Origin of the sequence: Microcystis wesenbergii NRERC-220 (assembly GCF_032027425.1) — a bacterium.
In the GTDB taxonomy this organism is placed as follows: domain Bacteria; phylum Cyanobacteriota; class Cyanobacteriia; order Cyanobacteriales; family Microcystaceae; genus Microcystis; species Microcystis wesenbergii_A.
On record NZ_JAVSJA010000001.1, the window covers coordinates 3061974 to 3084143 of the forward strand.

Here is a 22170-nt window from a genome sequence, read left to right on the forward strand (position 1 = left end):
AAAGTAGAAGTGGTCAGAAAGTCTCGATCTTTCCTAACACTCGGATGTCTCAAAGCAGTATCGTTGACGAGTCCCTCACCATTAGAAAAAGTCCTCCTGTCAATTCCCGAATTAATCCCTGTTTAATTCGCTTTTGTTATTTTCTGGGAAATTATCTGGTTTTACCGGCTTTTTTCAGCAAAATAACGGTGACAGGCCAGGAAAATATTCCCCTAACGGGGGGTGTCATCCTTGCACCTACCCATCGGTCCCGTTGGGATGCGCTGATTTTACCCTACGCGGTGGGGCGCTTAGTTACTGGACGCGATTTGCGCTTTATGGTTTCCGCTAATGAGATCAAAGGGGTGCAAGGTTGGTTTATCCGACGCTTGGGGGGTTTTCCCGTCAACACCGATCACCCCGGTATGGGTAGTCTGATCCATAGCGTCGAACTTTTGGCCGCGGGGGAAATGGTGGCGATTTTTCCGGAAGGGGGTATCTGTCGCGATCGAGTGGTTCATCCCCTGAAACCGGGAGTAGCGCGGATCGCGTTGGAAGTTAAGATCATGAAACCCGATGCAGATATCAAGATTTTGCCGGTAAGTATTAGTTATAATCAGCCTTACCCCGGATGGGGAAGCGAAGCGACAGTAAATATCGGTCAAGGGATTGATGTGCTTGATTATCAGCAAAATTCGCTAAAACGGGAAACTGTCCGCTTAACCAAAACCTTGAGCGATCGCTTAAAATTTCTCCACGAGGATCAATCACCTTAATCAGCTGTTGACTATCTACCCCATGAGTGGGATTTCGGGGACGGATTAAAATGATTGTTTTAACTATTTTTAAGTAAAAAAGTGGCTTTTCTGGTTTAAATAAATAATACTAAATCTGGTTATTAAGGACTGATTATTTATTCCCCTTTTTGCATGAGTGCATGAGTAGAAAACGGGTTTCTCGGAGAAACCCGTTTTCTGTGCGTTACTCAACGGATTTAGTATAACATCTTGGTTTTTTCTATTTCTGGCTCCTGAATACTGCCTCGGAGACCCATCAGACCGGTGAAGATGTCCGATTGTTGCAGGGGGTCTAATGATAGAATGGGCATCAGCGAAAGTAGTTTGTGAGCGAAGTGATCCGATGCAGTTCCAAATCCAGCCAGACAGTGAAATCCCCGCCTCTAAGCAATTATTTGACCAAATTCGCTTCGCTATCGCCTCTCGTCAGTATCCACCAGGCCATCGTTTACCTAGTACCCGTCAACTAGCTATGATCACGGGATTACACCGTAATACGATAAGTAAAATTTATCAGCAACTGGAAGACGATGGGTTAGTAGAATCCATAGCAGGTTCGGGGATTTATGTCAAGGCTCGCGGGCATGAAAACGATAATTTATCGGGTTCGCCCCTATTGGAACAAAATCCAGAAATAGGCCGACTAATTCGCCAGAGTTTGGCTAGTTTTCTCGCTCAAGGTTTAACTTTAGAGCAAATTCGCGAGTTATTACTGGCGGAAATTGATTGGCGATCGCAGTGTAGTTCCCAAGTTCTTGTCACCATTCCCCGTCACGATTTGGGTGCAGGAGAACTAATGTTGAGAGAATTAGAGCAATCCCTCAAAATTCCCGTCCAATTAGTGGCCATGGAGGATTTAGCCCAAGTTTTAGCCAATACTAAATCTGCCACCGTTGTCACCAGTCGCTATTTTATCAGTGTGGCGGAGGAAATTGCCGCTCCTTTTCACCTACGAGTCATTCCCATCGATATCTATGATTACAGCAAGGAATTGGCATTAATCAAAAAATTACCCACCGATAGCCGTTTGGGGATTGTCAGTATTAGCACCGGTATTATTAAGGTGGCCGAAATTTTAATTCATAGTTTACGGGGCGATGATTTATTAGTTATGTCTGCCCAAATTCATGAAACGGATAAGTTAAAAGTTTTAGCCCGAACTTCCCAGACAATTATCAGTGATCAAGCGAGTTATACTTTAATTAAAAATCTGATTAATGAAGTGCGATCGGATTTAATTCGTCTGCCAGAAATTATCTGTAGTGATAATTATATTGGGGATAAATCAATTCAATTGCTCAGACGAGAATTAGGATTAGGTGGTTAGAGGATAAGCTATAGCGGTAAGCGCTTGAGTGAGATACAAACCAAGCTTTGCCTAGCATGGTTTATAGCTCGTGACACTGTACCTCATACGACTGCACACCGCTATAGGACCCATTTTAACCTCTGAATCTCCCCCACCCCCCCAACCCCCCCGACGTCGGGGGGGCAAGGGGGGGTTGCCTCTTGCAAGAGTGCCTTATCTCAACAAGCAATTTAAATGCGCGGGCAGCTGAACTTTAAAATTTATTTTACTCTATGGTTACTATTGACAATGACCTAGGGCAAATCGAGAATAAAAGCGAAAAAAACTTTTAAGAAGTATTAACTTTTTAGTACAATGGCGGAAGGATAGGGATAAGCTCAATTTTTCACTCTCGGACGAGGTTAGATGAAAAGTGCTGAATGTTTAACGGTATCCCCCGGGGAACCGCTTACTGATTGGCAAAAACTGGGATTAGATTTTGTGGCTCGTTGGCAGGGACGAGATGTTATCCTAGCGATCGATCTTACCGGTAGTGTTAACTTTAATGATGAAGGACGCACGCGCCTCGGTCAAATTATTCGCGATAGTTTAAAAAATAACGATTCCGTTTATTTAGTTCCCTTTGCTGATAATGTCCAACCGATTACAGAACCGATTTTAATTCGCGGAAAGGAAGATATAGATGCGGTTTTAAAAGCGATTCCCTGGCAATCTAGCCAAAGTGCTAAAAATACCGATATTCAGCGCGCAGAATGGCACGTTTATCCCCGACTGGCACGCTTAAATCAGTGTCGTTTAACTGCCAATCAAGCTATCAAACCCCAGTCGGTAGTTTGGATTACCGATGCACCCCTTTCTACCGCTGCGGGGATTACTTCACAACAGTGGATAGAAAACCCAAAAAATAGCCCTTTTCGTCTTGCTGATTCTCCCGAAAGTTTGGAGAGACAAAACTGGCTTAATTCCCTACCAATTAATCTAAGAACCCAAGAAATTACCGCCACTAACGGCAATAAATATAAACTATCAGTTGTCGATATTGCTCCCACAGCACAAGAGTTTTGTACTCCCGCACCGGGAGGACAAGAAACTTGTTTGATTAATTCTTATCTCTTGAGTCAGTTATGGTTGCCAGCATTGGTAATTACATTAATGGGAATTGGGGGAATAGTAGCGAGTATTTTGGGAATTCGTCACTGGTTGCTGTTAAATACTGCTTGGACTATTGAAGTCTCCTCTAATGATGATGAAGATGAAACCCAAAAATATATTTTAAAAACATCTGGAAAAATTAACATCGGTGGTGATGAATATCATAAGAATACCATCCCTTGTCCTGGGGAAGAAATTCGCTGCTATTTAGAAAGACGCGGCAATCAGTTATATCTGAAACCCAGTCAACAAGCAGAGATTTTTTATCGAGGTAGTCAACTAACTCAGGAGGTGAAAATAGATAAAAATTACCTGACTTTAACCTATCACCATAACCATCAAGATTTCGACCTACAAATTCAGATTAGCAAAAAATAACTCAGGAGATTTAAACCATGGCTAACACCAGTCAAACCCGCGCTATCAAACGGACAATTATCATCGGATTAGGTGGTACTGGTCGAGATGTGTTGATGAGAATTCGTCGCTTTATTATTGATAAGTATGGGAAGTTATCTAACCTACCCGTTGTCAGTTTTGTTCATATTGACACAGATAAAAATGCTTTTAATGGTTCGGGTTTACCCACCGGAAATAGCTATCACGGGGAAGAAATTCTTCTATCAGCTGCTGAAAGAGTATTTATTAATATGAATGCTCAGGATGTTAACAATCTCACCTATGAACTTGAACACCAAACCCTTTTTGAAAGTCCCTTTTCCCATATTGAAAGCTGGTTAGACCCAAGACTAAAAAAACAAATAACTGCCATTGAAAATGGTGCGGGGGGTATTCGTCCCGTCGGTCGTTTAGCTTTCTTCCATAACTATCAAAAAATTCAGGAAGCAATTGAAGCAGCGGAAAGACGAACTTCTGGTCATGAATCCTTTATGTTTAGCGGTAAAGTTAACGGTCAAAGTTTTAATGTCCAAGGGGGGTTAAATGTCTTTGTTGTCGGTTCTTTGTGTGGGGGAACTGGTAGCGGTATTTTCCTCGATGTGGCCTACACTTTGCGTCATATTTTACAACAAACCGCCGAATATACATCCTTTGGTTATTTGGTAATTAGTCCTAAACTTTATGGTGATGGGGCAATTATGAGAGCTAATACCTATGCAGCTTTGAAAGAGTTAGATCATTATACCAATGAAAGTAATTCCTTTCAAGTCTGTTATGATAAACAAAATTTCGTCCACATCGATGAAAAACGTTCTCCTTTTGATTTTGCCTACTTAGTTTCTAATCGCACTGCGGGAGATTACCAGATTAATAATAAAGGTAAATTATGTAATGTCATTGCTTACAAGATTTTCTTGGATTTTGCCGATGAGTTATCTCTCCCCATCAAAAGAAATCGGGATAACTATAAAGACCCGATGATTCGTAAAGATAATCATCCTTTTCAGATGTGTCAAGGTTATATCTCCTTTGGACTAGCGAGGATTTATTTTACTCGCGACCGAATTGTGCAGATTGGTCTCAATCGTTTTAGTCTCAAATTAATTAAATTTTGGTTAGAGGGATATGGTCAAAGTCCCAGTGGACAAGAGTTATTAAGTAAGTTCCTAGCTAATTGGAGTACCCAAAGTAATAAGGATTATTTTACTGCCAGATTGGAAGAGGCAACCCTAGAGAATAATAAAACTTTTTCTAAGACTTTAACCGCTTGGAAAAATTCCCTAGAGGAAGAAATATCCAATAGTCAAGATTTGGAGAATTTACCCCAAACCGTCAAGCAATCCCTAGAAAAAGAGTTTCGCAAAGTACAAGGAGGAGAAACAGATAGCAGTCGCGGAATCTGGTTAACTCTGACCCAACAAACTCAACCTAAATTAATCGAAAAATTTAAGTCAGATATTGACCAATTTTTGGAGATTCTTCTTAATCCTGATAGCTTAGAATTTTCTTTGGAAAATAGCCTATCTTTTTTGGTCGCTTTACAAGTACAGATTAATACCTACAAGGGGAATCTAGAGGAATTATCTCAGGATAATAAAGGGTTTCATTCCTCGGAAAAAATTGATAACATTTGGCGAAATCTCAAACAAACTCTCGAAGATATAAACGGGAAAAAGTCTGTCTTCAAGATGTTCAATAAAAATGCCAATAGTGAGAGAATCAAGGCCGAGTTAAGAGACTACGTTCAAAGCGGACAAAAATTAATTCAGCATAACTTTAATTTCAGCATCAATGGGGAATCCAGAAAGATTGTTGAAGCGATTCTCAAGCATATTTCCAGTCGAATGCTGCAGATACAACAACTGAAAGAAACCCTATATCAGCTAATCACAGAATACGATAAATACGAACAGGAGTTAATGCAGTTAAATCTCGACGAGATGACTGGGGAAGGTATTTTCCCAGAGGAGAATATTGATAACTGTATCCCTGACAGTAACTCCCGAACTCAATACATTTCCGTTAGCCAAAAAGTCACCAATAATTTAGGCTATAATGCTTCACTATTCAGTTTATTTAGCCAATCTTTTGTTATTGATAATGAAACTCTCAAAGATACCCTAACAGCAACAATCGAGAAACAGTTTCAATCAGTAAGCACTAATAAAATTGATGCAGTAATTAAGCGATTTATGGGTCAATATAGACCACATGATTTTCCTGAACGCTTGGCGCAAATTCTGCGAGAAGCTGATTTAATGTTACCCATAAATGTTAATGATGCTTACTATCGTTTGCATACAGATAAAGCATTACTAATTGGGACTAAGGATGATAATTCACCCACCATGCAAAGATTTATGAAGACTCTCGAATCTGATTTAAATATTAATCGGGGGACTTCTTTTGAATCAATTCAAACCGACGAAGAAATCCTAATTACCTACGAGTTTGGTGGGTTTCCCCTAAGAATCATTACTGATTTATCTGGGTTACAAAAAATCTATCAAGACCAAAAGAGAATCAGCATTTTACACAATGATTACAGGATAGATTTTGCTGATATTATCCCACCACCTGCCAAATTAATTGAGGAATTAGAGTTTATTTTCTATCCCGCAATTGCTCTCGGTTTACTAGAATACGATGAGGAAGATGATACTTATCAATTAGTCATTGAAGGCGATTTATTTAACAATAAGTCCATCATTGACATTAGCGGTAATTGGCGACTTGCTTTAGAACAATTTGCTTCTCGGAAGGACATGATTAATGCTTTGCAGGTACTGCTTAATCACGCAAAAAATGAGATTTTGGCTAATCCTCCTCTATTATTTACTAACGAGGGTGATTATTTCCAGAACGTCAGCTATTTTGTCAACAATGTCAAAAATTTACCCTCCTATCACCCTAATTATCGCTACAAAGATAAGGTAGCTGGACAAGATGGAAATCATATACAGGAGGCAAAAGAAGGAATTATCACCCGTTTTGTTAATCAACTGAAAATGGAACTAGAAAAACGTGCTGCTGAACAGAAAAAACTCGACAAACAACAGCAAAAGCAACAAACTTTACTGGGAACAAACAATAACAGTAGTCAACCCAGTTTACCCGCAGAGGTTAGCACTACTGATGAATGGTCAAATTAATCAATCTTAATAATGTTTCCCCAGCTATCTGAGGAAACATTCACCCCCAACTCTCTCTATCAACCACAATTCGAGGTATCCAATAACTATCATGGCATTACTTAACCTTTTTCCCCCCTATCTGATTCTTTTAACTCTAGTCTTGGTTATTTTTCCCACCGTCTTAGCTGTGGGAATCCGGATTGCTCTCTATAAACATCTCCAAAAGTCAACCGCAAAAGTCAAGCGTTTAATTCGGGGGAAAAGTCGCGGTGTTCAACCAAAAATTGTCTCCAATCTAGAGAATAGATTTAAGATAGCCAGTAATCAACTAGATGATGTTAATACCGCAGCTTTGGTGGATAGTTTATACCATGCGGAAAAATTTACTTTCATGTCTAAATCTCTCAGATGCGAGAAATGGGATTATTTTGTGAGAGTGTTACCCAATCTCCTCCTCGCTTTTGGTTTATTGGGAACTTTCCTCGGAATTACCCTCAATCTGACGGGAATCAGCACACTTATCGATATTAATAATGTCGATGTGCAAAGTTTAGGAGAAAAGCTCAAAACTCCCCTAGAAAGTATGGGGATTGCTTTTATCACTAGCTTAATTGGTTTAGCTTGTAGTTCTTTACTGACTGTGATTAACTTAATCTTTAACACCAACCTTGCTAAAGTAAATCTAATTAGCTCCCTAGAAGACTATTTAGATAACACTGTAAAAGGGAATAGTCGCTTGGATAAAGCGGTTAATCGCATGGTGGAGAAACAGGAAACATTTCTAAATAACTTTCATACTGAGGTGACGAGAGTATTAGAATCTTCTTTAAGAGAAGTTGCTAAAGAAATTGCCGAACGTAATCAGGAAACCGCTAAGTTAGTCACCCAGGTTTGTGAAAGATTAACTGAAACTGCGGGAACTTTATCTACCGGTGCGACGACTTTTCAGCGTTCAGCTTTTGAACTTAACGAGCAAGTACCAATTATCACGCAAGCAAACCGAGAGTTTACACAATCCTCTCAGGAACTAAAAAATAGTGTACTGCTTTTTAAACAAGCGTCAGAGTTAATTGAAAAAAGTAACTTCTCTGGTAATATCGAAAGTTTTACCGCTAGTTTAGCAGAAACCCAAGGGAGATTCTCTCAATCCACTGCAATACTAGAGCAGAATATCGGGGAGATTATCAGCAGTAATAAAAGAGCTAACGATTTAGCAGAACAAGTGTATTTAAATATCCAAGAATCTTCTCAAAAATTACAAAATAGTGCGCTAGGTTTTCTGGAAGCTTCCGAAAAAATCGAAAGTAGTCAATTTGCTGATAAGTTAGTGCAAGCAACCGCAGATTTAATGACTGCTCATCAACAGTTTGCTAATTCTACTACAGATTTAAACCAATCAACTCAATCTCTAGCTTCTTTAACTCAAGACTTCCAGCGTTCCATGACAACTATGGTTGAGTTAGGAATAAAAATTACTGACTTGAATCAAAAATCTGAGACAATCCTAGAACAAAATCAGCAACGCTTAGTCACCGAACAAGAAAAGTTATCTAACATTCAGGGAGAATTAGTAAAATTAATCGAAACTGTGAAAACCTATCAAGACAGTTTTAACTCCGAGTCGAAACAATTAGGCAATCAACTTATCAATAGTCTCGATGAAAGACTCTCCCAAACCTCCGATAAAATCCTCACTGCTTCCCATGGGATTGAGCGCTCTAGTAATAATCTCGATGTGACTAATGCTAACCTGTCTCAGTTAATTGATACAGTGACAGAGCAACTTACTCAAGTATCTGAGACAATCCTAGAACAAAATCAGCAACGCTTAGTCACCGAACAAGAAAAGTTATCTAACATTCAGGGAGAATTAGTAAAATTAATCGAAACCGTGAAAACCTATCAAGACAGCTTTAACTCCGAGTCGAAACAATTAGGAAACCAACTTATCAATAGTCTCGATGAAAGACTCTCCCAAACCTCCGATAAAATTCTCACTGCTTCCCATGGGATTGAGCGCTCTAGTAATAATCCAGAGGTGACTAATGCTAACTTGTCTCAGTTAATTGATACAGTGACAGAGCAAGTTACTCAAGTCAAGGAAAGCTTACAGTCTGATTTAAACCAATCAACTCAATCTCTAGCTTCTTTAACTCAAGACTTCCAGCGTTCCATGACAACTATGGTTGAGTTAGGAATAAAAATTACTGACTTGAATCAAAAATCTGAGACAATCCTAGAACAAAATCAGCAACGCTTAGTCACCGAACAAGAAAAGTTATCCAACATTCAGGGAGAATTAGTAAAATTAATCGAAACTGTGAAAACCTATCAAGACAGTTTTAACTCCGAGTCGAAACAATTAGGCAATCAACTTATCAATAGTCTCGATGAAAGACTCTCCCAAACCTCCGATAAAATCCTCACTGCTTCCCATGGGATTGAGCGCTCTAGTAATAATCTCGATGTGACTAATGCTAACCTGTCTCAGTTAATTGATACAGTGACAGAGCAACTTACTCAAGTATCTGAGACAATCCTAGAACAAAATCAGCAACGCTTAGTCACCGAACAAGAAAAGTTATCTAACATTCAGGGAGAATTAGTAAAATTAATCGAAACCGTGAAAACCTATCAAGACAGTTTTAACTCCGAGTCGAAACAATTAGGAAACCAACTTATCAATAGTCTCGATGAAAGACTCTCCCAAACCTCCGATAAAATTCTCACTGCTTCCCATGGGATTGAGCGCTCTAGTAATAATCCAGAGGTGACTAATGCTAACTTGTCTCAGTTAATTGATACAGTGACAGAGCAACTTACTCAAGTCAAGGAAAGCTTACAGTCTGAGTTAAACCTTTTAAGCAATAACTTAAGGACGGTAGTTGATGATAAATTAACTAAGAACTCAGAACAATTAAAAGCAGTTTCCCAATCTATTGAGAAAACAGCCAATCAATTTGGCAGCCTTAAATCAGATTTTTCTCAGGTAATTAATTCAGTGAACACCAACACCAGTCAATTAACTGCTAACTTAGAATCTTTGCGAGATAAGTTAGAGAAAGTTATCGCTAAGGAAAATAAATCGAATCAGAAAATGATTGAACACATCTATGGAGAAATTCAAAAATGTTTAGCAGAACTGGAGAAAATTAACGATATGCGTTCTGACTTTTCTAACTTAAAGGATGAGATAGAAGAACTTTTTGAGACAATCCCTAATCCTGCTCAAAAAAATGTTCAGGATGACATTTATAAGTTAAATAAGAAGTTGGAAGAACTTAAAAAACTTTTTGAGACAATCCCTAATCCTACTAAAAAAGATGTTCAGTCTGACTTTTCTAACTTAAAGGATAAGATAGAAAAACTTTGTGAGACAATCCCTAATCCTCCTCAAAAAGATGTTCTGGATGACATTAACACCCTATTTGAATAACTTCACCAACATATAAGTAACTATGTCTAGACGTACCTACTACCGGGATGAAGATAAATCGGTGGATGTTTATCCCGCATTTACCGATTTAATGTCCAATGCTTTCATGATTCTGAGTTTATTTCTCCTCTTGGCACTTTTTCAGTCCTATAATCTCATCAGCAAACTGGAGGAAGCTAACCGAAAACTGCAAACAGCAACCCCGATAGTTATCGATGAAAAATCAGGAAAATTCAAATTTCAGTCGGGAAGTGCTGAATTAAACCCCGCTTTAAAAACCTATATTCGTCAGCGCATTATTCCCGCTATCGAAACCATTACCAAAGACAGAGAAATCGACTTTATTCAAGTAATTGGACACACCGACGGACAGGGAATACAAAAGACAAGTAATCTCGATAAAAATATCGAATCGGTTGCCAGCAGAAAACAATCTGTTAAAATGCTAGTACCCGGTTCTAACACTGATTTAGGATTAATGCGCGCTTTAGCAGTAGTGCAAGAAATCGAAAACACCGGTAAACTCAAAAACGTCAAATTTCGAGCTTTTTCCGCAGGACAGTTATACCTCCCATCGGGTAACTTAGCTGCGGTTAATCGTGACGCAGATGCAAGCAGACGCAGAATTGAAATCCGTTTTATTCCCCCCGGTAAAAAACAATGATTTATTCTATTTCTTCCACGGAATAATTAACCGTTTCTAGGGTGACATCCTCGTATAAATCCCGAAAAGATGCCGTCAGATTAATACTCTGCAAACTAAAACTTTCTTCCTGATAGGTTTGCAGAATCCATAAACCCTGTTCACCCCGTCGAAAAGTTTCCACTCGTTGGTGTTTACTATTGACTAAGACATATTCCTCTAAACTTTCTAGAGTTTGATAATCATTAAATTTATCACCCCTGTCAAAAGCTTCTGTGGAATCGGAGAGAACTTCGATAATCAATTTAGGAAACCTTTTGTAGGTAGCGGTTTCTCTATCTCTGTCATCGCAGGTGACAATAATATCGGGATAATAAAAGTGATTGCGCTTCTCTAATCTGACTTTCAAATCGGCAAAATAAACCCGACAATCGGAACCCCGCAAATGATTACGAATAATTGTGTATATATTCCCCGAAACAATATTATGAGTATCCGTCGTCCCTGCCATGGCGTAAATTTGCCCATCGATATACTCGTGTTTAATGGGACTTTTTTCTTCAAACTGAAGATATTCTTCTGGAGTGAGATTATTATAGTTAGATAGAGCAATCATCGTTTTTTCTCCTAATCACAACTTTATTAAGTACCTAAGCAGGTAGGTGTTAAAAATTGTCGGCACCCCCCTTATTAAGGGGTAGGGTTGATTCATAGTAGGGTTGATTTATAGTAGGGTTGATTCATAGTAGGGTTGATTCATGAATCAACCCTACTAGGGGTGGGGGGGATCAGAGGCAAAATCTATCTTCTATTTAATTAGAACCACTTACCTAAGCAAAATTAATTATACATCTAAACCGTTAGCTTTTTCCGTAATCAGTAAGCAGTATTAAGTAACAGTACATTCCCTGATTACCGTTCACTGTTCACCGATAACCGAAAAGTCTCCACTCTCCGAGTCTCAACTAGGAAATTAACTTTGCAGGACAGATACCTGTTGAAATACTGTCTAGGAGAACCAGCAAAAAGAGCCTCGAATGGTTAATCTATATGTTATTACCCTTGTAACTCTCTATAACTACTGCTATGACAACCCTAATTGACTATTCAAATATTCAATCTTTACCCGAAGTTTGGTCAATAGTTGCCCAGCGTTTCCCCAATATTATCGCCCTGCACGATCCCCACAGTAAACCAGAAGTAATTCTCACCTATCGGGAACTTTATCAACAAATTCAGCAATTTGCCGCCGCTTTACAAGCATTAGGAGTCACAGAAACCGAAAATGTCGCTTTATTTGCCGATAATAGTCCCCGGTGGTTTATTGCCGACCAAGGTTCCATGGCAGCCGGGGCCGCCAACGCGGTACGATCTGCTCAAGCAGATGCCGAGGAATTAGCCTACATTCTGGCCGATAGTGACAGTCAGACGCTGATTGTGGAAAATAACCAAACTTTAGGCAAATTGCTGGCAAAAATCCCTGAATTGCCCCTAAAATTAATCGTGCTGCTCACCGACGAAGACCCCGCTACTGGGGCGATTTCCGTGCAGACCTTAAATTTCAAGCAACTAATGGCGATCGGGGCTGAGAACACCCTTAAACCCATCACCAAGAGCGAAAATGATCTGGCTACCCTCATCTACACATCGGGAACGACGGGACAACCCAAAGGGGTGATGTTAAGTCACGGTAATCTCCTGCATCAGGTACGCAACTTAAATGCTATCTTTCAACCGGATCCCGGCGATCGAGTTTTAAGTATACTACCCTCATGGCACTCCTACGAGCGCAGTTGTGAGTATTTCAGTCTAGCTCAAGGTTGCACCCAGATTTACACCAGTATTCGCACTTTTAAGCAGGATTTAAAGCAATTTAGTCCGCAATTAATGGTGGGAGTTCCCCGTCTTTGGGAATCTCTTTACGAGGGTATCCAAAAGCAATTTAGCGAACAATCGGCCACAAAACAGAAATTAGTGCGATTTTTGCTAGAAAAGTCGGAAAATTACGTTATTGCTAAACGTATCGCTGATAATCTCAGTCTAGATCATCTTCACGCTTCCCCCGGAGAAAGACTAAAAGCAAGAATTCAATCCCTCTTACTCTATCCCCTCCATGCCATCGGTGATAAGCTAGTTTATGGCAAAATTCGCCAAGCAGTGGGAAATAAAGTTAAAATCTTGGTTAGTGGCGGTGGTTCCTTAGCCAGACATCTAGATACTTTCTATGAGATTGCGGGAATCCCGATTTTAGTTGGTTATGGACTGACAGAAACTTCTCCCGTCGCTACCGTCCGTCGTATCGATCATAACCTGCGCGGGTCTGCCGGTCGTCCCGTCTTTCAGACAGAAATCTGTATTGTCGATTTACACAGCAAAGAAGTCTTACCCACAGAAAAACACGGTTTAGTCTTGATTCGTGGTCCGCAGGTGATGCAGGGATACTATAAAAAACCCGAAGCAACCGAAAAAGCGATTTCTCCCGATGGTTGGTTTGATAGCGGTGATATTGGTTGGTTAACCGCTGCCGGGGATTTAGTTTTAACCGGACGGGCCAAAGATACAATTGTTTTGAGCAATGGTGAAAATATCGAACCGCAACCGATTGAAGATGCTTGTTTACGCAGTCCCTTTATCTCCCAAATCATGCTAGTGGGACAGGATCAAAAAGCTTTGGGGGCTTTGATCGTGCCTAATCTTGATATACTGGCCAATTGGGCCCAAGAACAGAAAATATCCTTAAATTTACCCGATCTTCACAGCGATCGCTCAACGATTCTTTCTAGCGATCTCTACAGCAAAAAAGTCTTAGATATCTACCAACAAGAATTAAAGCGCGAGGTAAGAAATCGGCCCGGTTATCGTGCCGATGACCAGATTAAAACCTTTGAGTTAATTTTAGAGCCTTTTTCCCAAGAAAACGGCATGATGACCCAAACTTTAAAGATTAAACGACCGGTAGTAACGCAACGCTATCGCGATATGATTAACGAGATGTTTGCCAAGTAAATATTTCTGGCAAATATTCTTTAACCCCTTGACAAAAAGACCTTTTTAGGATAAGCAAATCATGGATGACGCACAAACCAGTTTATTACTGAAGCGCCCGGTGACAATTAAAGTCATCGTGACTCCGCGCTGGAAAGAAGAAGCACAACAGCAATTACAAGCACAAATGGTTCAAATTGATGCACAAATTCAACAATTAGAAAGCCAAGGACAAAGAGCGATCGCCGAAATTCAGCGCCAGAGTCTGATCCCCTTACCCCCCGCGGCTGCCCAACAGATTGATAATATTCAAATCCAAGTCAATCAACAGAAAAGTGAGTTTCTCGAACAAAAAAACCAGTATCTGCAACAATTGCAACAGGTACAACTCTTGGAACTCAATCAAGAAGTCGCCCAAGCACAACTAGAAAGCTTTTTCCGCGTCGAAAAAGGCGATAACTTAGTGGCAAAAATGAATGTGGAACTCGTCCTTAGAGATGGCATCGTCGAAGAGATTCGCGGCGAAATTTAAAGCTAGGGTGAGCAGTTACCCTTCGCTGTCAACTTAACCGTTAAAATCGGCAATAGCAAGGGTTTTTATCCCTTGCTAACCGAGAAAACCGCCCCTAGCTCACATCACCCCTGACAGGACTTGATCAGACCTGAAAAATATATTAAGATTCTTTATCGATCGCCCGGACAAACTCGCCTATATTGTTGTATAACTTCATCGAAAATTTGCGTCTGAAACCCCGCCGTTCTAGGTTGGCTTTACTGTTAAATACTAGCGCATTTACACGATATATGCTAAAATGTGAGACATGGAAAAAGCCTATTCGTTTCGATTTTACCCAACACCAGAACAAGAGTCGCTATTGCGGCGCACATTGGGCTGTGTAAGATTAGTTTACAATAAAGCTCTCCATGTCAGAACACAAGCATGGTACGAAAGACAAGAAAGAGTAGGATATACTGAAACTTCTTCAATGCTAACTGATTGGAAAAAGCAAGAAGAATTAGACTTTTTAAACGAAGTTAGCTGTGTACCCTTACAACAAGGGTTAAGACATTTACAAACAGCTTTCACTAATTTCTTTGCTGGTCGTACTAAGTATCCCAACTTTAAGAAAAAACATCAGGGAGGAAGTGCCGAATTTACTAAGTCTGCTTTTAAAATTAAAGACAAACAAATCTATTTAGCCAAATGTACAGAACCTTTACCTATTCGATGGTCAAGACAAATCCCAGAAAGCTGTGAACCAAGCACAGTAACAGTCAGATTACATCCCTCAGGACGTTGGCATATTTCAATAAGATTTGATGACCCAACGATTAAGCCTTTACCAGTAACAGATAAAGCCATCGGAATTGACTTAGGAATTAGTAGCCTTGTGATTACCAGCGATGGTGACAAAGTATCTAATCCTAAGCATTTTAAAAAGCATTATCGGAGACTGCGAAGAGCATCGAAAAATCTTTCTAGAAAACAGAAAGGGTCAAAAAATCGGGAAAAAGCAAGAATCAAAGTAGCCAAGATTTACGCTCAAATCACCGATAGCAGGAAAGACCATTTACACAAGCTAACCACTCAATTAGTTCGTGAAAACCAAACGATTGTGGTTGAGAATTTAGCCGTTAAGAATATGGTCAAAAACCCGAAATTATCTCAGGCAATATCTGATGTAAGCTGGGGAGAAATCACCCGACAATTAGCCTATAAATGCCGTTGGTACGGGAAAAATTACATCGAAATAGATAGATGTTTTCCCAGTTCTAAACGGTGCAGTAATTGTGGGTATATTGTGAAAAAGCTGCCGTTAAATGTTCGAGAGTGGGACTGTCCGAACTGTGGGACTCACCATGACCGAGACATTAACGCCAGTAAAAATATTTTGGCCGCAGGGCTTGCGGTGTCAGTCTGTGGAGCGACCTGATGACCAGAACAGAGTAAATCTGTTAAGGCAGGTGCGGAACCCCGCAAGGGAAAGAAGCAGAAACCGTTCGGACCTCGGCGTGAGCTCGGTCGAACGCTGAGCTCACGGCCGAAGCCTAAATCGTGAGGTTTGGGAATCACCGTCCGTTTACGGCGGTGAGGATGTCAACTCTCCATCGACTCACCCTTAATTAGATCCTATAAATATAGAATCTCTATGCTTTCTTTCTTACCCACTATTCTTTTAGCTCAGTCCGCCTCGGTTCTGCCCCAGATAGAGAGGAAATTAATCACCCAATATCAGGAAGTGCGTCAGTTGCCCGGTCAACTAAATGACGTTCTAGTTTTTAATAGCAATAGTCCCGAAGTGGTAGAAAAAGAGGGAATTCTCCTCTCCACTTTCCCCGGTAAAGGAAAACGTTATCCCATAGCTCATCTCAATCACCCCCTACAAGGACGTTTTGACGTTTTCACCCACCACATCGCCCGTCAAACCGATCCCAATCGCAACCTACACCAGGGACTGATCGTTACTAATCCCACCTCCAAAAACCTCGTTATCCGCATCCTGCAAGGAGTCAGTTACGTCACCTCCGCCGATGCCCCTTTTGTCGATTTACCCTCTCTGGTGGAAGATCCCAACGGCCGGGTTTTTTCCGGTCCCGGTTCCCGTTTAGCCAGCGATATCATGCGTCGTCGCCATGATACCCAATTTCCCACCCAGATCGTCATTCCCCCCGGCGAAAGTCGGATGCTATTCGATCTGGTTATCCCCAGAAGTAGCGCCCGCTCGACTCTCCTCCGTCTCTACAGCGATGGACCGGTCTATATGGCTAATTTAGCCCTCTACGAAGTTCCCCAAAAAGTCAAAATCGAAGATCGGGAAATAGAAACCTTTCGTCCCCCTACCCTAGAGGAATGGCGTACCCTATTAGTTAGAGGTGATTTGGCCGCCCCTCGCGATTTTCCCCCCACTCCCCCCGATCAATGGTCCCCCGGAAGAAGAAATTTTTATGGTCGCGTGGCCGGAATTTCTGTCGGTTCGGAATGGGCAACCCGCATTGTCGATCCCAAAGGGGGAATTAATCTCACCATTCCTCAACCCGGTCAAGCTTTTGCCTATCCTTTAAGTACGGTGACAGCAGCTACTTTCGGAACCAGACAAATTCAAAGCGCCCCCATGTTAGTGCGTTATCCCGATACGGCTTTCAAAGCTCACGGTAACTACGGTGTTCACTACTATCTGACTTTACCTCTATATAACAACACTAGCAAGACGCAGGTGGTGGCTTTGAGTATTCAAACCCCCATCAAAGAAGACAATTATCTCGATCGCTTGCTATTTGTTGAACCCGTCCAGGGACAGGTATTTTTCCGGGGGGCGGTACGCGTTACCTATCGTAACGCCCTGGGACGCACCGAGGAACGTTTTTTCCATCTCGTTCAACGGGAAGGACAACAGGGAGAAGCTTTAGTACAGATAGAACTTCCCCCCGGCGCCCGACGCGACGTTAATCTCGATTTTCTCTATCCCCCCGATGCCACCCCTCCCCAAGTTTTGAGCGTTAAAACTTTGGAATAGATAGTTTTTCTCGAAAAGTTAACGGCTGATTGTCGGGAAGAATAAGTAAGATAAGTAGGTGGGTATTAAAAACTTTCAGATCCCCCCGCCTATCGGCACCCCCCTTATTCAGGGGGGCAGGGGGGATCGAACCTAAAATCCATTTTTAATTTAATTATAACCAGCTACTTACACTGATATTAATCTCTCTCTGGGAATTAGCCGATGAATATTAGCAAAACTTGCTTTATTTGCTGCTTATTATCTCAATTTTTGGGCAATGCAGCTGCGAGTTTAGCGGTGACTAAACTCGATTTTGATACCGGTCAACCCCTCACAAATCAAGTGGTTAGATCGGGGAAAATTAAGGTACAAGTTAGCTATCAACCCCTCGAACTAAACGAGAGAGTTGATGATAATTTTGATATTAATAATGTTTCTTATAAAATCTTTTATAATGATCGACTTTATCAGGAAAATAGCGGGTATAGTGCCTTTGGGTCTGGCTATGTTGAATTAAGAGATTTAGATAATAATGGCATCGATGAGATTATCGTCTCCACCTATAGCGGCGGCGCTCATTGCTGCACATCTTTGGTAATTTATACTTGGCAAAAAGATAAATTTATTAGAGAAGAAACGGGTTTTTTAGATGGTAGTGGTGGTTGTTTTGAAGATTTAGATGGAGATAATAATTATGAATTTGTCACCGTTGATAATGCTTTTTTGTATGCTTTTAGTTCCTACGCCGCCTCTTTTCCTCCCTCCAAAATTTATACTTTTCAACAGGGTAAATTAGCAGATGTCACTAGAAAATATCCTCAAGAATTAAGAAAAACTTTAGCAGCAATGTTGAAAGCTTTTCAGTTAGCTAAAAAAGAAAAGTCCGAAGTTAATGGCATTTTGGCTGGTTATGTGGCACAGAAAATTCTCCTAGGAGAATACGAAGAAGCTTGGCAATTTCTCCTCGCTAATTACGATAAAAACTCCGATTGGGGACTAGATATCTATGGCGAAAGTACAGTGATCGGCAAATATCCAGACTTTCCCACTGCCCTGAGAGCTTTTCTCCTGAAAAATGGCTATTTATCTGAAAATGCCAACAATAAAAAAATAGCAAACGCTGTAAACAACTATGTTAAAGAAAGTTAATTGTCTGCGCTCGCTATCTTGTTTCCTCGCTACAATCCTCTGGAGTAGTCCTCTAGGAATTAACTCTAGCCTCGCTGTCAATGATAATTGTCAACTGTCCGAATCAGAAATCCAACAACAAGAAAATCTGCGTCAAACTTCGCCCCAAGAATATAACATTTTATTGCAGAAATATGCTGAACAATTGCGCTTTTGTCGTTCCCGACACTGGTTACAGGAACAGGCGATCTGGTTACGTCTCTACTCCTGTGATACCCGCCCCGGCTCGATCGAAAGTATCCTCGATCGCATCGTGGCCAAAGGTTATAATACAGTTTATCTGGAAGTTTTTGCCGATGGTCAAGTCTTATTACCCCCTAACAATAATCCCACCGTTTGGGATAGCGTCATTAAAAATCCCGGTGCCGGAAATGTGGATTTATTAGCAGAAGCGATCGAACAGGGACATAAACGCGGTTTAAAGGTGTACGCTTGGTTATTTAGCCTCAATTTTGGCTATGCTTATAGCTTAAAACCCGATCGACAGGAGGTGTTGGCACGCAATGGTAAAGGACAGGATAGCACCTCTTTTGTCGATGATCGATCCCAAACTTTTGTCGATCCCTACAGTAATCAAGCGCGACAGGATTATTTAATTCTCCTAGAAGCCATTTTACAACGTCGTCCCGATGGAGTTTTATTTGATTATATTCGCTATCCCAGAGGAACGGGAGTCGATTCCGTTGCTGATGATGTCAAAGATTTATGGATTTTTAGTCCGGCATCCCGACAAGCTTTAATTAATCGAGGATTGAATAATAAGGGCAAATTTTTAATCGATCGCTATCTGACTCGTGGCCAAATTTCCCCTAATGATATCGTCGAAGCCGATCGTCTTTATCCCCAAGAAACTGCCCCTCTTTGGCAAGGAAGAATACCTTTAGAGGAGGAGATGAAACAATCAGTTCAAAGTCGTTTTAATCGCCTCAAATTAGAACTTTGGTTCCTAGCAGTTGCCCATGCTGCCCAGGGTGTCATTGATTATATTAGTTATTTTTCTGCCCTAGTGGAACGGCAGGGAATCCCCGCCGGGGCGGTGTTTTTTCCCGATGGTAATCGTCTTGTGGGTAATCAAGGTTTTGATTCCCGTTTACAAGCTTGGGATAGTTTTCCCGCTTCCCTAGAATGGCATCCCATGTCCTACGCTAATTGTAACGATAGTACCTGTGTAGTTAATCAGATCAAAAGAGTAGTGGCAAGCAGGGGAAATCAAACTCCTGTTATCCCAGCTTTAGCCGGTTTATGGGGACAAACCTATAACAATCGTCCCTCCTTAGAAGTGCAAATGGAAGCGATTCGCCTAGCTTTTCCCACCATAGATAGTATCAGTCATTTCGCTTTTTCTTGGCAAGAACCACAATTCGATCGAGCCAGAAGATTTTGTTAAATGTAACCCCATTTACACCTCCACTTTCACTTCCTTTGTCTCTGTTTTTTCTTGTGGTGGGGTAACTATCACAGGTGGCACTGGTTGGGCGGTGTTGAGAGTCGGTGTAATATCGACGTAGTTAATCACCGCCCCTAAAATTTTCACTTCCGCTTCTGTTAACTGGTTAATTGCTTCACTCAAGAGACTAGAACGAGTTATCGCCTGGCGCGTTACCAGAATAATCCCGTCCGCTAGTTCCTCTAAAAGAAGCGCATCATTACAGCTAGACAGAGAAGGAGTATCAACAATCACCAGATCGAAACGGCCGCGAGAATCTTTGAGAATTAATTGTAATTCACTCGATTCAATCAGAGCTGCCGCTTGTTTGTGCGGACCGGGACTAGGCAAAATGGAAAGGTTTTCAATATTTGAGGCCAGCCGGATCGATTTACTTTTTGCCCCGTAGTAAAGTAGGGGTTCTTCGAAAGAATTAGGATCGGGAGTGACTCCGATTTCTTCGGCCTTAGAAGGATTTCTCAGATCTCCTTCTATTAACAGAGTCCGTCGGCCCGCCAAACCACCAGCGATCGCCAGATTATAGGCAGTGGCGGTTTTACCTTCTCCGCCAGTAATGCTGGTGACAATAACCACTTTCACCTTTTCGCCGCCGCCAATACGTCGCAGGGTACTGCGTAAACGTTCGTAGTAGGGGAGATAATTGGCATTAGCATCGGCGAGAATCGGCTCGATTTCCTCGCCCTCTAAATTCCGGATAATTGGCAATTGTCCCAAGAGCAGGATATCCCGACTGACCAAAGCTTCCCGCAATTCTTGGGTACTGTGCAGGCGATCATCGATCACTGCTAACAGGAGAATCGTACCCAATCCGGCTAAAGTTCCCAAACCAGCCCCCGCCAAGAGAATCAAGAGACGATCTTTGCGGTGAAACACCTGTTGGATCGGTTGAGCTACCGGCGGTTGGGCGATGGTGAGACTACCCACAGTTTCCGCTTCTGCGGCCTGAGCATCCACCAGAGCATTGAGAATATTCTCGTAGATACCCCGTTGAAAGGCGACGGCTTGGGTTAAACGAGCTTGCTGTAGCTGTTTATCGGGGAATTTCTCGTATTGGGAGCGTAATTGCTTTTCCTGAGTCACTAAGGATTCTAATTGTTTCATTAAACCCTCGCGCTGGGTTTGCAGGGCGACTAATTGAACCGCTAGTTGTTGACGGGTGGCATCGAGATTACTTTGCTGACGGATGCGACTGCTGGGAAGATCAGTCAGGATGCCATCTTTTCCGATCACCTCGGCGGCTCTTTTTTGTAAGAGAGATTCGTTAACTTCCTGTTGTTTGCGTAATTTAACGACGGTGGGATGTTCGGGACGTAAATCCTTCTGTAGTCGATCCAATTGGGCTTCCGTGTCCAAGATCTGCGCTCGGATACTGGCAATAATCGGGTCGGCACTAAGGGCCGAGGAGGTGTAAGCTTGATCGGGGGTTAAATCGAGTTGTTTACTCAGACTATTAATTTGTCCTTGAATACCTTGCAGTTGTAGGCGAATTTCTCGCTGTTGCTGTTGACTGCTGGTGATAGCGGCGAATAAACTCCCATCTTGAATCGCCAATAAATCTGAACCCTGGGTACTAATGTAGCGATAAAACTTTTCTTCGGCTCTGGTTAAATCTTTTTGGACTTCGTTAAGTCGGACACTGAGAGCTTCTACGCGGGCGCGTAACTGGGAAGTATTAAGCCAGCGACTGTATTCCACCATTTCCTTCATCAAGGTTTCGAGAATTAACTCCGCCCTGGGTTTGGAATCGGACGTTAACTCTAAAAGTATCTCTTGGGGTTGATTGCTATTATTTTTTCCCTCCGCTTCACCGGGGAAGGTAATTTTTAAATCTCGATCGCGAACTTTAATGATCTGTTCTTGATTAAATTGCAATTTTTCGGCGGTACTGATCAACACCCGGGGAGACAGCAGTAAATCGAGATCGATGGTTCGTCCCGCTTGTTGCAGTTGGGTTCCTGTACTGGTAAAAGCTGGCGGCGGCACCCGGTAGGCTAATTGTCCCACGGCACGATAAAAGGTGGGGGGTTTCTCAGGATCAGGTAGAAGAGCAAAGCCCACAGAACCGCCTAAACAGACGAAGAATACGAATATTCCCACAAATTTGTTTTGATTTAGCGAGATGAGAAATCGTTCAACAATTGGTAGAGCCATAGCTTTTTAATATATTCCCAGATTCTTTACATTTTAGCGGTCAAGAGTTATTC

Annotated in this window: 13 protein-coding genes and 1 pseudogene; 12 read left to right on the plus strand and 2 right to left on the minus strand. The window is 41.5% G+C overall.

Annotated features, from left to right (window positions below; translation table 11 throughout):
* Positions 1 to 44 precede the first annotated feature (44 nt).
* The 6 genes from RAM70_RS15165 (at position 45) to RAM70_RS15190 (ending at position 10870) form a co-directional block, all read left to right on the plus strand.
* Complete coding sequence (locus tag RAM70_RS15165; RefSeq protein WP_045357171.1) at positions 45 to 755, plus strand: lysophospholipid acyltransferase family protein; 711 nt, start codon at positions 45 to 47, stop codon at positions 753 to 755.
* A gap of 316 nt (positions 756 to 1071) precedes the next feature.
* Positions 1072 to 2103, plus strand: a complete 1032-nt coding sequence (locus RAM70_RS15170; RefSeq protein ID WP_045357173.1) for a GntR family transcriptional regulator — start codon at positions 1072 to 1074, stop codon at positions 2101 to 2103.
* A gap of 387 nt (positions 2104 to 2490) precedes the next feature.
* On the plus strand, positions 2491 to 3615 hold the full coding sequence (locus RAM70_RS15175; protein ID WP_312674467.1) for a vWA domain-containing protein: 1125 nt from the start codon (positions 2491 to 2493) through the stop codon (positions 3613 to 3615).
* Positions 3616 to 3632: 17 nt separating this feature from the next.
* Positions 3633 to 6788: a tubulin-like doman-containing protein gene (locus RAM70_RS15180; protein WP_312674469.1), complete on the plus strand. Its 3156-nt coding sequence runs from the start codon at positions 3633 to 3635 to the stop codon at positions 6786 to 6788.
* Between the two features lie 91 nt (positions 6789 to 6879).
* The gene (locus RAM70_RS15185; RefSeq protein ID WP_312674471.1) at positions 6880 to 10206 is read left to right on the plus strand and encodes a coiled-coil domain-containing protein; all 3327 of its coding nucleotides are present in this window, start codon (positions 6880 to 6882) and stop codon (positions 10204 to 10206) included.
* 22 nt (positions 10207 to 10228) lie between these two features.
* Entirely contained in the window at positions 10229 to 10870 is a 642-nt protein-coding gene (locus RAM70_RS15190) for an OmpA family protein (protein WP_045357186.1), read from the plus strand.
* Position 10871: 1 nt separating this feature from the next.
* Here the strand turns inward: RAM70_RS15190 and RAM70_RS15195 are convergent, their stop codons facing one another.
* On the minus strand, positions 10872 to 11465 hold the full coding sequence (locus RAM70_RS15195; RefSeq protein ID WP_045357188.1) for a Uma2 family endonuclease: 594 nt from the start codon (positions 11463 to 11465) through the stop codon (positions 10872 to 10874).
* 470 nt (positions 11466 to 11935) lie between these two features.
* Between RAM70_RS15195 and RAM70_RS15200 the strand changes: the two genes are divergently transcribed.
* The 6 genes and pseudogenes from RAM70_RS15200 to RAM70_RS15225 all read left to right on the plus strand — a co-directional run bounded on the left by RAM70_RS15200 (position 11936) and on the right by RAM70_RS15225 (position 19906).
* Entirely contained in the window at positions 11936 to 13855 is a 1920-nt protein-coding gene (locus RAM70_RS15200) for a long-chain fatty acid--CoA ligase (protein ID WP_045357190.1), read from the plus strand.
* 61 nt (positions 13856 to 13916) lie between these two features.
* On the plus strand, positions 13917 to 14366 hold the full coding sequence (locus RAM70_RS15205) for a YlqD family protein (protein WP_002782037.1): 450 nt from the start codon (positions 13917 to 13919) through the stop codon (positions 14364 to 14366).
* Positions 14367 to 14655: 289 nt separating this feature from the next.
* Positions 14656 to 15894, plus strand: a pseudogene (locus tag RAM70_RS15210) (RNA-guided endonuclease InsQ/TnpB family protein).
* A 90-nt stretch (positions 15895 to 15984) separates the two neighbouring features.
* Positions 15985 to 17349 (plus strand): DUF3370 domain-containing protein, encoded by a 1365-nt coding sequence (locus RAM70_RS15215; RefSeq protein WP_045357209.1) that lies wholly within the window; start codon positions 15985 to 15987, stop codon positions 17347 to 17349.
* Positions 17350 to 17553: 204 nt separating this feature from the next.
* The gene (locus RAM70_RS15220; protein WP_312674473.1) at positions 17554 to 18480 is read left to right on the plus strand and encodes a hypothetical protein; all 927 of its coding nucleotides are present in this window, start codon (positions 17554 to 17556) and stop codon (positions 18478 to 18480) included.
* Complete coding sequence (locus RAM70_RS15225; RefSeq protein WP_312674474.1) at positions 18464 to 19906, plus strand: family 10 glycosylhydrolase; 1443 nt, start codon at positions 18464 to 18466, stop codon at positions 19904 to 19906. Before RAM70_RS15220 ends, RAM70_RS15225 begins: the two co-directional genes overlap by 17 nt.
* Before the next feature lie 12 nt (positions 19907 to 19918).
* On the opposite strand, the gene RAM70_RS15230 is transcribed toward RAM70_RS15225, so the two are convergent.
* Positions 19919 to 22117 (minus strand): GumC family protein, encoded by a 2199-nt coding sequence (locus RAM70_RS15230; RefSeq protein WP_312674475.1) that lies wholly within the window; start codon positions 22115 to 22117, stop codon positions 19919 to 19921.
* Between the last annotated feature and the right edge of the window lie 53 nt (positions 22118 to 22170).